The following is a 12,043-nucleotide window of genomic DNA, read 5'->3' as shown; positions in this document are numbered from 1 at the left end:
GCGGGTTCAGGCGCCCAGTTCGCGGACCAGCGAATCACGGGTGATGTCGCCGATGGTCTTGGCGCCGGTCAGCACCATGGCCACGCGCATTTCCTTCTCGAACAGCTCGAGCAGGTTTTTCACCCCGGCCTGACCGTGCACGGCCAAGGCCCAGAGGAAGGCGCGGCCGATCAGCACCGTGTCGGCGCCGAGGGCGATCATGCGCACCACGTCCAGGCCACTGCGGATGCCCGAGTCGGCGAGAATCTTCAGGTCACCTTTGACCGCGTCGGCAATCGCCGGCAGGGCGCGGGCGCTGGACAACACGCCATCGAGCTGGCGCCCGCCGTGGTTGGATACGACGATACCGTCGGCGCCGAACTTGACCGCATCACGGGCGTCGTCGGCATCGAGAATGCCTTTGATGATCATCGGGCCGTCCCAGAATTCGCGGATCCACTCCAGGTCTTTCCAGGAAATCGACGGGTCGAAGTTGGCCGCCAGCCAGCCGATGTAGTCGGCCAGGCCTGTGGGGTTGCCACGATAGGTGGAGATGTTGCCCAGGTCATGCGGGCGGCCATTGACGCCAACGTCCCAGGCCCACTGCGGGTGGGTCATGGCTTGCAGCATGCGGCGCAGCGGGCCGTGCTTGCCGCTCATGCCGGAATGGGCGTCGCGGTAGCGCGCACCGGGGGTGGGCATGTCGACGGTGAACACCAGGGTCCTGACCCCGGCTGCCTTGGCCCGCTCCAGCGCATTGCGCATGAAGCCGCGGTCCTTGAGCACATACAGCTGAAACCACATCGGCCGGTCGATGGCCGGGGCCACTTCTTCGATCGGGCAGACCGACACGGTCGACATGGTGAATGGGATGCCATGGGCAGCCGCCGCACGCGCCGCCTGCACTTCACCACGGCGGGCGTACATGCCGGTGAGGCCGACCGGGGCCAGGGCCACCGGCATGCTCAGGGTTTCGCCGAACAGCTGGGTTTGCAGGCTCAGCTCGGACATGTTCTTCAGCACGCGCTGGCGCAGGGCGATGCTGGCCAGGTCCGAGACGTTGTGGCGCAAGGTGTGCTCGGCGTAGGCACCGCCGTCGGCGTAGTGGAAAAGAAACGGTGGCAGCTTGCGTTGGGCCGCGGCGCGATAGTCGGTAGAGGCGGAAATGATCATGGATTCTCGCAGCGTGGGTTGAGGGAGATGCCGGGCACGTCGTGCGCCCGGCCCCTTTCACTTTAGTGATGAACCAGCATGCCGGTCAGCCAATAGGCCTGGACCAAGGTGATCAGGCCGACGATGGTGGCGAAGAACAGGCTGTGCTTGACGGTGAAGCGGAACAGATCGGACTCCTTGCCGACCAATCCGGTGGCGGCGCAGGCCACGGCGATCGACTGCGGCGAGATCATCTTGCCGGTCACGCCGCCGCTGGTGTTGGCGGCGACCAGCAAGGTGTCGTTGACGCCGATCTGGTGCGCGGTGGTCGCCTGCAGCGAGCTGAACAGGGCATTGGACGAGGTGTCCGAGCCGGTCAGGAACACGCCCAGCCAACCGAGGAACGGCGAGAAGAACGGGAACGCCGCGCCGGTGCCGGCCAGCACCAGGGCCATGGTCGACGACATGCCGGAGTAGTTGGTGACGAAGGCGAACGCCAGCACCATGCCGATCGACAGGATCGGCCAGCGCAGCTCCCAGAAGGTTTCCTTGAAAGTGGTCAGACCAGTTTTGAAGTTGATCTTCAGCACGGCCATGGAAATCAGCGCCGAGAGGAAGATCGCCGTGCCGGTGGCAGAGATCGGGTCGAGCTTGAACACGGCCGGCATCGCGGTAGGGGCGGTGACGATCGGCGCGGTCTTGATCACCAGCTGGTCAAGGTGTGGGATGGCGAAGTTGAACACGAAGTTGTACATCGCGCCGCCCGGGGCGAAGGCGGCCTTGAACGGTTTCAAGGTCCAGAGGGTGACCAGCACGGTCAGGATCAGGAACGGCGACCAGGCTTTGAAGATTTCGCCAAAGCTGTACGGGCTTGGCTGGCTGCCGCTCGGCTGCACCACGGCGGCGCCGACGCTGGCCTTGGCTTCGGCGAAGGCGCGCTTGGGCTGCCAGACCTTCAGGAACAGCGTCAGGCAGATCAGGCTGGCCAGGGCCGAGGTGATGTCCGGCAGTTCCGGGCCGATGAAGTTCGAGGTGAAGTACTGGGTCACGGCGAAGCTCAGGCCGGCGACCAGTGCGGCGGGCCAGGTTTCCTTGACGCCGCGCATGCCGTCCATCATGAACACCAGCCAGAACGGTACGAACAGCGACAGCAGTGGCAGCTGGCGGCCGGTCATGGCGCCGATGTGGAAGGCGTCGATGCCGGTGACCTGGCCGGCCACGATGATCGGGATGCCCAAGGCGCCGAAGGCCACCGGTGCGGTGTTGGCGATCAGGCACAGGCCGGCCGCGTACAGCGGGTTGAAGCCCAGGCCCACCAGCAAGGCAGCGGTGATGGCCACCGGCGCGCCGAAGCCGGCCGCACCTTCGAGGAATGCGCCGAAGCAGAAGCCGATCAGCAAGACCTGCAGGCGTTGGTCATCGGTGATCGACAGCACCGAGCTGCGGATCACTTCGAACTGGCCGCTCTTGACCGTGAGTTTGTACAGGAACACCGCGGCGACGATGATCCAGGCGATTGGCCACAGGCCGTAAAGGAAGCCATAGCCCGCTGCGGCCAGGGCCATGTCCACAGGCATCTGGAAGGCGAAGATCGCCACCAGGATCGACAGGCCGAGGGTGATGCTGCCCGCCACATGCCCTTTGAGGCGGAACACGGCCAGGGCCAGGAAGAAGAACACGATGGGCACGACCGCCGCCAGTGCGGACAGGCCGAGGCTACCAAGCGGGGAATAGAGTTGTTGCCAGGTTTGCATATGGGGTGGCCCCTAATTGTTGTTGGTCAGGCACTGCCCTTGGATAATTGGTAAGACCAATTTACAATGGCTGGTCGCTAGGTTAAAAGCGCCGTCGTGGGTGTGTCAATTTGTCCTGAGCAAAACTTTGGTCGAGTGGCGATGAATGGCGCTGTGCTCAGCCTGGAAAAATCTCACCTGATGAGTGTCTGCCCGGCGCAGATCGGCGAGAATGAACCTTGCCTGCAAGCGGTCAGGAATTTGTGGAGAGCATGTGATGGTTTTTGATCAGGTCCGCCAGCGGCGCCTGTCCGACGACATTGTCGATCGGCTGGAGGGGATGATTCTGGAAGGCACGCTGACCTCGGGGCAGCGGCTGCCGGCCGAACGCGTCCTGGCCGAACAGTTTGGCGTGTCCCGCCCATCACTGCGCGAGGCCATTCAGAAGCTGGTGGCCAAGGGGTTGCTGATCAGCCGCCAGGGTGGCGGCAACTACGTTGCCGAATCGCTTGGCTCGACCTTCAGCGACCCGCTGCTGCAGCTGCTCGAGCACAGTGCCGAGGCGCAGCGTGACTTGCTCGAATTTCGCCACACCCTGGAGGCGTCATGCGCCTACTATGCGGCCCAGCGCGCTACCGAGCCTGATCGGGCGCGGCTGAAGGCGGCCTTCGATACGCTGCAGGACTGCTATGCGCGGGTCGATGAAGTCACCCGTGCCGAAGAGGGCGCGGCCGATGCGCGTTTTCACCTGGCCATCGCCGAGGCAAGCCACAACGCCGTGCTGCTGCACACCATTCGTGGCTTGTTCGACCTGCTCAAGCGTAACGTGGTAACCAACATCGGCGGCATGTACCAGCAACGCAGTGAAACCCGCGACATGCTGATCAGTCAGCACCGCGAGCTGTACCAGGCGATTGTCGAAGGCAGGGCGGAAGATGCCCGCGAGGTGTCCAGCCGGCACATTCTGTATGTGCAGGAGGTGCTGCAAGAGGCGCAACACGAAGCGCAGCGGGTAGCCCGGGCCGAGCGGCGCGGCGGCTGTTGAGCTGCACCGCCGTGCTCAATTAAAAGCCTGGCGCAATTTGCCGTGGGAGCGGCCTCGCCTGGGCGAGGCCGCACAGGGCAGGAATTACTCTTCCTTGCCCTTGTTGCGCACCGCCCGTTGCAGCTCGCGGTTGGAGTCGCGCTCGCGCATGGTGTCGCGCTTGTCGAACTCCTTCTTGCCCTTGCCGAGTGCGATCTCGCACTTGATCAGGTGCTTGCTCCAATACAGCGCCAGGGCCACGCAGGTGTAACCCTTTTGCGCCACGGCCGCTTCCACGCGCTCGAGCTCGCGTTTGTTCAGCAGCAGCTTGCGCGTGCGCATCGGGTCGGCGATGACGTGGGTGCTGGCGGTATTCAGCGGGGTGATGTGGCTGCCGAACAGCCAGGCTTCGCCATCCTTGAGCAGCACGTAGCTGTCGGTCAGGTGCGCCTTGCCGGCCCGCAGGCTTTTTACTTCCCAACCGGACAGGACCAGTCCGGCCTCGAACTTGTGTTCGATGAAGTAATCGTGTCGCGCCTTTTTGTTTTGCGCGATGGTCCCGGTCGGATGTTTCTTTTGTTTAGCCATAGGGCCGGCATTATAGGCAAGTCAATGCGCGGTCGGCTACGGGATTTCGGTATGCTTGAGCCACTGCAATGAATACCGGACAATGCAAGGCCTGTTCTTTGTACAGAACCCGTTTTCGCCCCGCTGCGAAGCGCCGCCCACCAGCCTTGGAAATGACGCCTGGATGACTACTCATATTCAACGTTCCGCCCTGCTGCCGTACCCGGCCCAGGCGCTGTACGACCTGGTCAACGACGTGGCCAGCTATCCCGAATTCCTGCCCTGGTGCTCGGCCTCCACGGTGATCGAGGCCAGTGAAACCCTGATGCGCGCCAAGTTGGAAGTGGCCAAGGGCGGCATCAGCCAGCACTTCGTCACGCGTAACGTGCTAGTGCCGGGGCGCTCCATCGAGATGAACCTGGAGGAAGGGCCGTTCACTCAGCTGCATGGCCTGTGGGTGTTCAAGCCGCTGGGCGAGAAGGCCTGCAAGATCAGCCTGGACCTGACCTTCGACTACGCCGGCGCGATCGTGCGCGCGACCCTGGGGCCGCTGTTCAACCAGGCTGCCAACACCTTGGTCGACGCGTTCTGCCAGCGTGCCAAGCAACTCAACGGCTAAGCGCCTGGCAGCGCCTGGCGGCTCGAACAGGCAATAAAAAAGCCCGGACCATGGTCCGGGCTTTTTCATCTGGCCGATAATTACTGCGGCGAGGTTTCCAGCGGTGCCGGGGTCGGCACTGGCGTGGTTTCGATGGTGTCGATCTCGCGCTGGATGGATTCTTCCACCGAGCCTGGCTTGGCGGGGGTCTCTTCTGGCTGCGACGTACCCTGCTGCGGCTGGTTGGCCGGGCTGACCGTGGTGTCGCTGCTGCCACCGAGGATTTCCTGGTCGCGGCTGACGCCTGGCATGAAGTCGCCAGACAGGCTGACCAGTTGGTCGCTGTCGTTGAAGAAGATGCTCATCCGCTCCTGCTGGCGCTGACCGCCACCAGGCTGAAGGCTGTACAGGTAGTCCCACCGATTGGTGTTGAACGTGTCCTGCAGCAGGGGGTTGCCCATGATAAACCTTACTTGCCGGCGGGTCATTCCCGGCCGCAATTGGTCTATCATGTCCTGCGTGACGACATTGCCCTGCTGGATGTCGATTTTGTAAACCCCGGGAAACGAGCAACCGGCGAGTGCGAGCAGTCCCACGAAGGTGAGGCTGGTTAGCAAGAGCTTGGTGTTTTGCATCGGTGGGCGACTTCCACTATCTTGGCTGGACAACGTAAACCCCGATCATACCCGTATTAAGAGAAGCTGCGAAGCAGCATCGGCGAGAAAGCTGACCATGGTTGAAAATAGCGAATTGCGCAAAGCCGGTCTCAAGGTAACCCTGCCTCGAGTCAAGATCCTTCAAATGCTCGATTCTGCCGAGCAACGTCACATGAGTGCCGAAGATGTTTACAAGGCACTGATGGAGGCTGGCGAGGACGTCGGTCTGGCAACCGTCTATCGCGTACTGACCCAGTTCGAAGCAGCGGGTCTGGTGGTACGCCACAACTTCGACGGCGGCCACGCGGTGTTCGAGCTGGCTGACGGCGGTCACCACGACCATATGGTCAACGTGGAGACCAGTGAAGTAATCGAGTTCATGGACGCAGAAATCGAGCGCCGCCAGAAGGAGATCGTGGCCGAGCATGGCTACGAGCTGGTGGACCACAATCTGGTCCTCTATGTGCGTAAGAAAAAGTAACGATTTAGCTCGCTAGAAATAGCAAAGGCGACCCCAGGGTCGCCTTTTTGCTTTCTACAGCGTGAAGAAAAGTGCGAATCAAGCCTTGCCCGACACGACCATCTTGCGCGCATGGGCCAGCGACTCCTTGGTCAGGTCGATGCCACCCAGCATGCGCGCCACCTCTTCGACCCGCTCGCGCTTACCCAGGCTCGCCACCGCTGTGTGGGTGGTCTCACTGTTGCGCACCTTGTGCACATACAGGTGATGATGCCCTTGTGCGGCCACCTGCGGCAGGTGGGTCACGGTAAGTACCTGGCCGCGCTCGCCCAGGCGGCGCAGCAATTGGCCGACGATTTCCGCCGTGGGGCCACCGATGCCCACGTCCACTTCGTCGAACACCAGGGTCGGGATGCGTGAGGTCTGCGCGGTAATCACCTGGATCGCCAGGCTGATACGCGACAGCTCGCCACCGGACGCTACCTTGGCCAGGCCTTTGAGTGGCTGGCCCGGGTTGGCGCTGACCAGCAGCTCGATCTGCTCCAGGCCGTGGGGCAACAAGTCGTTACCCTCAACCGGTGTCAGCTGAATGCAGAACCGCCCGCCAGGCATGCCCAGGCGCTGGATTTCCTGTTCCACGGCAACGGCCAGTTGCTTGGCTGCTTGCTGGCGCAAGGCGCTCAGCTCCTTGGCCTTCTCCTTATAGTGCTGGGCAAAGGCGCCGAGTTCTTCGCCCAGGCGTTCGACTGATTCATCACTGGCGTTGAGGCCTTCGAGCTCGTCCATCAGCTGCTGCTGCAGGCGCGGCAGCTCGGTGGGGTGCACGCGGTGTTTGCGCGCCAGGGTGTAGATGGTGTCGAGGCGCTCTTCCAGTGCCTGCAGGCGCATGGGGTCGGCGTCGAAGTTGTCGAGGAAGCGATTGAGTTCGCCCACGGCTTCTTCGACCTGGATCTGCGCGCTGGCGATCATGGTCGCCGCTTCGTTCAGCGCGCGCGGGGCATTGGCCGCCGCGCCCAGGCGATTGAGGCTGGCGGTCAGCGCGCTGAGCACGTTGCCCGAGTCGCTTTCGCTGCACTGGTCGATGACCTGGCGGCAGATGCCGAACAGGGCTTCGGCGTTGGTCAGGTTCTTGTGTTCCTGCTCGAGCTGTTCCAGCTCGTTTTCGCCCAGGCCCAGGTTGTCGAGCTCTTCGAGCTGATAGCTGAGCAACTGATGACGGGCGCGCTGTTCATCGCCCGAGTTGCTCAGCCGCTCGAGCTCCAGGCGCGTCTGGTTCCAGCGCTTGGAGGCCAGCTGCACCTGGCGCGACAGATCGATCGCGCCGGCGTACTCGTCCAGCAGGCGGCGATGGGTATCGGTCTTGAGCAGGGACTGGTGTTCGTGCTGGCTGTGGATGTCGATCAACAGCTCGCCGAGCGCCTTCAGGTCGCCAAGCGGGCAGGGCGTGCCATTGATGTAGCCGCGGCTGCGCCCCTCGGCGGTGATGACCCGGCGCAGAATGCACGGGCCCTCGTCGCTCAGATCGCGCTCGGCCAGCCAGGCATGGGCTTCGGGAATGTCCACCAGGTCGAAGGTGGCGAGGATGTCCGCCTTGTCGGTGCCTGGGCGCACCACGCCACTGTCGGCGCGGTCGCCCAGGGCCAGGCCCAGGGCGTCGAGCATGATCGATTTACCCGCACCGGTTTCACCGGTGATGACGGACATGCCACGGGCGATTTCCAGGTCGAGGTGCTCGACGATGGCGTAGTTGTGAATGGACAGGTGCACCAGCATGGGGGCGGCTCCCGAAGTTCAGGTCTGGTTATTTATACAGTACTTTTTTCAGCCCTGCCAATGCCCCTCGGCGGATTTTCTCTTCGCCCGGAAAACCACCTTGCCCCTTGAACCTGGGTTTTCCGGCCCCATATAGCCGGCAGACAGGCGAGCTTTGCTCGTCCAACAGACATTGCGGAGGAGATAACCCATGGCTGATGAACAGCTGGATCAAGAAAACCTAAACGCCGAAGCGGCAGGTGCCGACGATCTGGGCACCCGCGTTCAGGTGCTCGAGGAGCAGCTGGCCGCCGCCAAGGACCAGTCCCTGCGTACTGCTGCCGAAGTGCAGAACATCCGTCGCCGCGCCGAGCAGGATGTCGAGAAGGCACACAAGTTCGCCCTCGAGAAATTCTCCGCCGACCTGCTGCCGGTGATCGACAGCCTGGAACTGGCCCTGGCCCACTCGAGCGCCGACGACGAGCACGTCAAGCAGATCCGCGAAGGCGTCGAGCTGACCCTGAAGATGTTCCAGGACACCCTCAAGCGCTACAACCTCGAAGCGGTCGATCCGCACGGCCAGCCGTTCAACCCCGAGCATCACCAGGCGATGGCCATGCAGGAGAACGCCGAGGTCGAGCCGAACAGCGTGCTCAACGTCTTCCAGAAGGGCTACCTGCTCAATGGCCGCCTGCTGCGCCCAGCCATGGTGGTGGTGAGCAAGGCGCCGGCTGCGCCGCAACCTTCTATCGATGAGAAGGCTTGAAATCTTCCGGGCCACCCCCATCTAGGTGTCAAGCGTTCAAGTATTACCGCAGTTGGCCAAGCAGGGTAACTGCCACCAAATTCAAGTTTCGGGAGAGTTAACATGGGCAAAATCATCGGTATCGACCTGGGGACCACCAACTCGTGCGTCTCCATTCTGGAAAACGGTAACGTCAAGGTCATCGAAAACGCCGAAGGCGCGCGTACTACCCCTTCGATCGTGGCCTACGCCAACGATGGCGAAATCCTGGTCGGTCAGTCGGCCAAGCGTCAAGCCGTCACCAACCCACACAACACCCTGTTCGCCGTCAAGCGCCTGATCGGTCGCCGCTTCGAAGAAGACGTCGTGCAGAAAGACATCAAGCTGGTGCCCTACAAGATCGTCAAAGCCGGTAACGGCGACGCCTGGGTAGAAGCCAGCGGCAAGGAAATGGCGCCCCCACAGATCAGCGCCGAAGTCCTGAAGAAAATGAAGAAGACCGCCGAAGACTACCTCGGCGAGCCAGTCACCGAAGCGGTCATCACCGTTCCGGCCTACTTCAACGACAGCCAGCGCCAGGCCACCAAAGACGCCGGCCGTATTGCCGGTCTGGACGTCAAGCGCATCATCAACGAGCCAACCGCCGCTGCACTGGCGTATGGCATGGACAAGGCCAAGGGCGACCACACCGTCATCGTTTATGACCTCGGTGGTGGTACCTTCGACGTTTCGGTCATCGAAATCGCCGAAGTCGATGGCGAGCACCAGTTCGAAGTGCTGGCTACCAACGGCGACACCTTCCTGGGTGGCGAAGACTTCGACATGCGCCTGATCGACTACCTCGTCGACGAGTTCAAGAAAGAGTCCGGCATGGACCTGAAGAACGATCCTCTGGCTCTGCAGCGCCTGAAAGAAGCCGCTGAAAAAGCCAAGATCGAGCTGTCTTCGGCGCAGTCGACCGACGTCAACCTGCCGTACATCACTGCAGACGCCACCGGTCCGAAGCACCTGAACGTGAAGATCTCCCGCGCCAAGCTGGAGTCGCTGGTCGAAGACCTGGTCAGCCGTACCATCGAGCCTTGCCGCATCGCCCTGAAAGATGCCGGCATCGACGCCAGCAAGATCGACGACGTGATCCTGGTCGGTGGCCAGACCCGTATGCCGATGGTGCAGAAAGCCGTTGCCGACTTCTTCGGTAAAGAAGCGCGCAAGGACGTCAACCCGGACGAAGCAGTGGCCATGGGCGCTGCCATCCAGGGCGCGGTACTGGCCGGGGACGTCAAGGACGTGCTGCTGCTGGACGTCAGCCCACTGACCCTGGGTATCGAAACCATGGGCGGCGTGATGACCGCGCTGATCGAGAAGAACACCACCATTCCGACCAAGAAGTCGCAGGTGTTCTCGACGGCCGACGACAACCAGAGCGCCGTGACCATCCACGTGCTGCAAGGTGAGCGTAAGCAGGCTGCGCAGAACAAGTCCCTGGGCAAGTTCGACCTGGCCGACATCCCACCTGCGCCACGTGGCGTGCCACAGATCGAAGTGACCTTCGACATCGACGCCAACGGCATTCTGCACGTCGGCGCCAAGGACAAGGCCACTGGCAAGACCCAGTCCATCGTGATCAAGGCCAACTCCGGCCTGTCGGATGAAGAGATCGAGCGCATGGTGCGTGACGCCGAGGCCAACGCCGAGGAAGACCGCAAGTTCGAAGAGCTGGCTGCCGCCCGTAACCAGGGTGATGCACTGGTTCACTCGACCCGCAAGATGGTCGCTGACGCGGGTGACAAGGTCACCGCGGAAGAAAAAACCGCCATCGAAGCGGCCGTGGTTGCCCTGGAAGCCGCTGTCAAAGGCGACGACAAGGCGGCGATCGATGCCAAGGTCGAAGAGCTGTCCAAGGTCTCCGCGCCCGTTGCTCAGAAGATGTACGCCGAGCAGCAAGCCGAGCAGCCTCAGGGCGGTGCTCAGCAGGCCGAGCCTGAAGCCAAGCAGGATGACGTGGTTGACGCCGAGTTCGAAGAAGTCAAAGGCGACGACAAGAAGTAATCGCTGCATGTTGTCGACCCGTTCACCGGCTTAGGCCGTCGAGCTGGTAGGATGTCGCCGCGCGGGGGCTTGCTCCCGCGTTGGCGTATCTGGAATTCGAGATTTTTTACAGCATTTGTCCGCGCCATTGACGGCGCGCAGGCAGGTGCTGATGGCGCGGCGCAGATGCCGTACGCCCAACAAGGTGCAAATGACCTATGTCCAAGCGTGATTATTATGAGGTCCTAGGTGTCGAGCGCGGCGCCAGCGAAGCTGACCTCAAGAAGGCTTACCGCCGTCTGGCAATGAAGTACCACCCGGACCGCAACCCGGGCGATAAGGAGTCCGAAGACAAGTTCAAGGAGGCCAACGAGGCCTACGAAGTGCTGTCTGACGCAAGCAAGCGCGCGGCGTTCGACCAATACGGCCACGCCGGCGTCGACCCAAGCATGGGGGGTGGCGGTGCCGGCTTCGGCGGCGCCAACTTCTCCGATATCTTCGGCGACGTATTCAGCGACTTCTTCGGTGGTGGCCGCGGTGGCGGTCGAGGCGGCGCCCAGCGCGGCAGCGACCTGCGCTACACCCTGGAGCTGAACCTTGAAGAAGCCGTGCGCGGCACCACCGTCAGCATCCGCGTGCCGACCCTGGTCAATTGCACGCCGTGCGACGGTTCCGGCGCCAAGAAAGGCTCCACGCCGTCTACCTGCCCAACCTGCGGCGGTATCGGTCAGGTGCGCATGCAGCAGGGCTTCTTCTCGGTGCAGCAGACCTGCCCGCGTTGCCATGGCCAAGGCAAGATCATCACCGACCCGTGCTCCTCGTGTCATGGCGAAGGCCGTGTCGAAGAGTCCAAGACGCTGTCGGTCAAGGTGCCGGCCGGTGTCGATACTGGTGACCGCATTCGCCTGTCTGGCGAAGGCGAAGCCGGCACCCACGGTGGCCCGACGGGCGATCTGTACGTGGTGATCAGCGTGCGCGAGCACGAGATCTTCCAGCGTGACGGCAAGCACCTGTACTGCGAAGTGCCGATCAGCTACACCGACGCTGCCTTGGGCGGCGAGCTGGAAGTGCCGACCCTCGACGGCCGGGTCAAGCTGAAAATCCCCGAAGGCACGCAAACCGGCAAGCAGTTCCGCTTGCGCGGCAAGGGCGTTGCGCCGGTACGCGGCGGTGGCGCTGGCGACCTGCTGTGCCGCGTGGCGGTGGAAACCCCGGTCAACCTCAGCCGCCGTCAGCGTGAGCTGCTCGAAGAGCTGCGCAGCTCGCTGGAAGGCGACAGTTCCCATTCGCCCAAGGCCAACGGTTGGTTCGACGGCGTAAAGCGCTTCTTCGGCGATCTCTGACAAGGA

At 62.6% G+C, this 12,043-nt stretch carries 11 protein-coding genes; 6 read left to right on the top strand and 5 right to left on the bottom strand.

The window, feature by feature from the left end; genetic code table 11:
• Positions 1 to 6 precede the first annotated feature (6 nt).
• Together lldD and ACLEJW_RS20015 are read right to left on the bottom strand one after the other, a co-directional pair.
• Complete coding sequence (lldD, locus tag ACLEJW_RS20020) at positions 7 to 1,152, bottom strand: FMN-dependent L-lactate dehydrogenase LldD (protein WP_313299883.1); 1,146 nt, start codon at positions 1,150 to 1,152, stop codon at positions 7 to 9.
• Between the two features lie 62 nt (positions 1,153 to 1,214).
• Positions 1,215 to 2,885 (bottom strand): lactate permease LctP family transporter, encoded by a 1,671-nt coding sequence (locus ACLEJW_RS20015; protein WP_440778102.1) that lies wholly within the window; start codon positions 2,883 to 2,885, stop codon positions 1,215 to 1,217.
• A gap of 256 nt (positions 2,886 to 3,141) precedes the next feature.
• Here ACLEJW_RS20015 and ACLEJW_RS20010 point away from each other — a divergent pair, with 256 nt between their 5' ends.
• Complete coding sequence (locus ACLEJW_RS20010; RefSeq protein WP_145190708.1) at positions 3,142 to 3,909, top strand: FCD domain-containing protein; 768 nt, start codon at positions 3,142 to 3,144, stop codon at positions 3,907 to 3,909.
• Between the two features lie 84 nt (positions 3,910 to 3,993).
• Here ACLEJW_RS20010 and smpB read toward each other — a convergent pair whose 3' ends face one another.
• Positions 3,994 to 4,476: an SsrA-binding protein SmpB gene (gene smpB / locus ACLEJW_RS20005; RefSeq protein WP_027917703.1), complete on the bottom strand. Its 483-nt coding sequence runs from the start codon at positions 4,474 to 4,476 to the stop codon at positions 3,994 to 3,996.
• Positions 4,477 to 4,639: 163 nt separating this feature from the next.
• On the opposite strand from smpB, the gene ACLEJW_RS20000 reads away from it, so the two are divergent.
• Positions 4,640 to 5,074, top strand: a complete 435-nt coding sequence (locus ACLEJW_RS20000; RefSeq protein WP_313457912.1) for a type II toxin-antitoxin system RatA family toxin — start codon at positions 4,640 to 4,642, stop codon at positions 5,072 to 5,074.
• Positions 5,075 to 5,154: 80 nt separating this feature from the next.
• Here the strand turns inward: ACLEJW_RS20000 and ACLEJW_RS19995 are convergent, their stop codons facing one another.
• Positions 5,155 to 5,688 (bottom strand): outer membrane protein assembly factor BamE, encoded by a 534-nt coding sequence (locus ACLEJW_RS19995; RefSeq protein WP_145190714.1) that lies wholly within the window; start codon positions 5,686 to 5,688, stop codon positions 5,155 to 5,157.
• A gap of 97 nt (positions 5,689 to 5,785) precedes the next feature.
• Between ACLEJW_RS19995 and fur the strand changes: the two genes are divergently transcribed.
• Entirely contained in the window at positions 5,786 to 6,190 is a 405-nt protein-coding gene (fur, locus tag ACLEJW_RS19990; RefSeq protein ID WP_145190717.1) for a ferric iron uptake transcriptional regulator, read from the top strand.
• 78 nt (positions 6,191 to 6,268) lie between these two features.
• Here fur and recN read toward each other — a convergent pair whose 3' ends face one another.
• On the bottom strand, positions 6,269 to 7,942 hold the full coding sequence (recN, locus tag ACLEJW_RS19985) for a DNA repair protein RecN (RefSeq protein ID WP_440778101.1): 1,674 nt from the start codon (positions 7,940 to 7,942) through the stop codon (positions 6,269 to 6,271).
• Between the two features lie 190 nt (positions 7,943 to 8,132).
• Here recN and grpE point away from each other — a divergent pair, with 190 nt between their 5' ends.
• The 3 genes from grpE (at position 8,133) to dnaJ (ending at position 12,037) form a co-directional block, all read left to right on the top strand.
• Positions 8,133 to 8,687 (top strand): nucleotide exchange factor GrpE, encoded by a 555-nt coding sequence (gene grpE, locus ACLEJW_RS19980; protein WP_145190723.1) that lies wholly within the window; start codon positions 8,133 to 8,135, stop codon positions 8,685 to 8,687.
• 102 nt (positions 8,688 to 8,789) lie between these two features.
• Positions 8,790 to 10,715, top strand: a complete 1,926-nt coding sequence (gene dnaK, locus ACLEJW_RS19975) for a molecular chaperone DnaK (RefSeq protein WP_145190726.1) — start codon at positions 8,790 to 8,792, stop codon at positions 10,713 to 10,715.
• A gap of 197 nt (positions 10,716 to 10,912) precedes the next feature.
• Positions 10,913 to 12,037 carry a molecular chaperone DnaJ gene (gene dnaJ / locus ACLEJW_RS19970; RefSeq protein ID WP_145190729.1) on the top strand — a complete coding sequence of 375 codons (1,125 nt, stop codon included), beginning with the start codon at positions 10,913 to 10,915 and terminating at the stop codon, positions 12,035 to 12,037.
• The last annotated feature ends 6 nt before the right edge of the window (positions 12,038 to 12,043 follow it).

The sequence above is a fragment of the Pseudomonas sp. SMSB3 genome, assembly GCF_052041965.1.
Taxonomy (GTDB): Bacteria; Pseudomonadota; Gammaproteobacteria; order Pseudomonadales; family Pseudomonadaceae; genus Aquipseudomonas.
Note: the sequence above shows the minus strand (reverse complement) of the source record. Positions and strands in the feature narration are given on the sequence as shown.

Bases quoted from the DNA above. Each gene is read 5' to 3' on its own strand.
- recN (WP_440778101.1), bottom strand. From the start codon at position 7,942: ATGCTGGTGCACCTGTCCATTCACAACTACGCCATCGTCGAGCACCTC.
- ACLEJW_RS20010 (WP_145190708.1), top strand. From the start codon at position 3,142: ATGGTTTTTGATCAGGTCCGCCAGCGGCGCCTGTCCGACGACATTGTC.
- ACLEJW_RS20000 (WP_313457912.1), top strand. From the start codon at position 4,640: ATGACTACTCATATTCAACGTTCCGCCCTGCTGCCGTACCCGGCCCAG.
- dnaK (WP_145190726.1), top strand. From the start codon at position 8,790: ATGGGCAAAATCATCGGTATCGACCTGGGGACCACCAACTCGTGCGTC.
- ACLEJW_RS20015 (WP_440778102.1), bottom strand. From the start codon at position 2,885: ATGCAAACCTGGCAACAACTCTATTCCCCGCTTGGTAGCCTCGGCCTG.
- lldD (WP_313299883.1), bottom strand. From the start codon at position 1,152: ATGATCATTTCCGCCTCTACCGACTATCGCGCCGCGGCCCAACGCAAG.
- grpE (WP_145190723.1), top strand. From the start codon at position 8,133: ATGGCTGATGAACAGCTGGATCAAGAAAACCTAAACGCCGAAGCGGCA.
- fur (WP_145190717.1), top strand. From the start codon at position 5,786: ATGGTTGAAAATAGCGAATTGCGCAAAGCCGGTCTCAAGGTAACCCTG.
- ACLEJW_RS19995 (WP_145190714.1), bottom strand. From the start codon at position 5,688: ATGCAAAACACCAAGCTCTTGCTAACCAGCCTCACCTTCGTGGGACTG.
- smpB (WP_027917703.1), bottom strand. From the start codon at position 4,476: ATGGCTAAACAAAAGAAACATCCGACCGGGACCATCGCGCAAAACAAA.
- dnaJ (WP_145190729.1), top strand. From the start codon at position 10,913: ATGTCCAAGCGTGATTATTATGAGGTCCTAGGTGTCGAGCGCGGCGCC.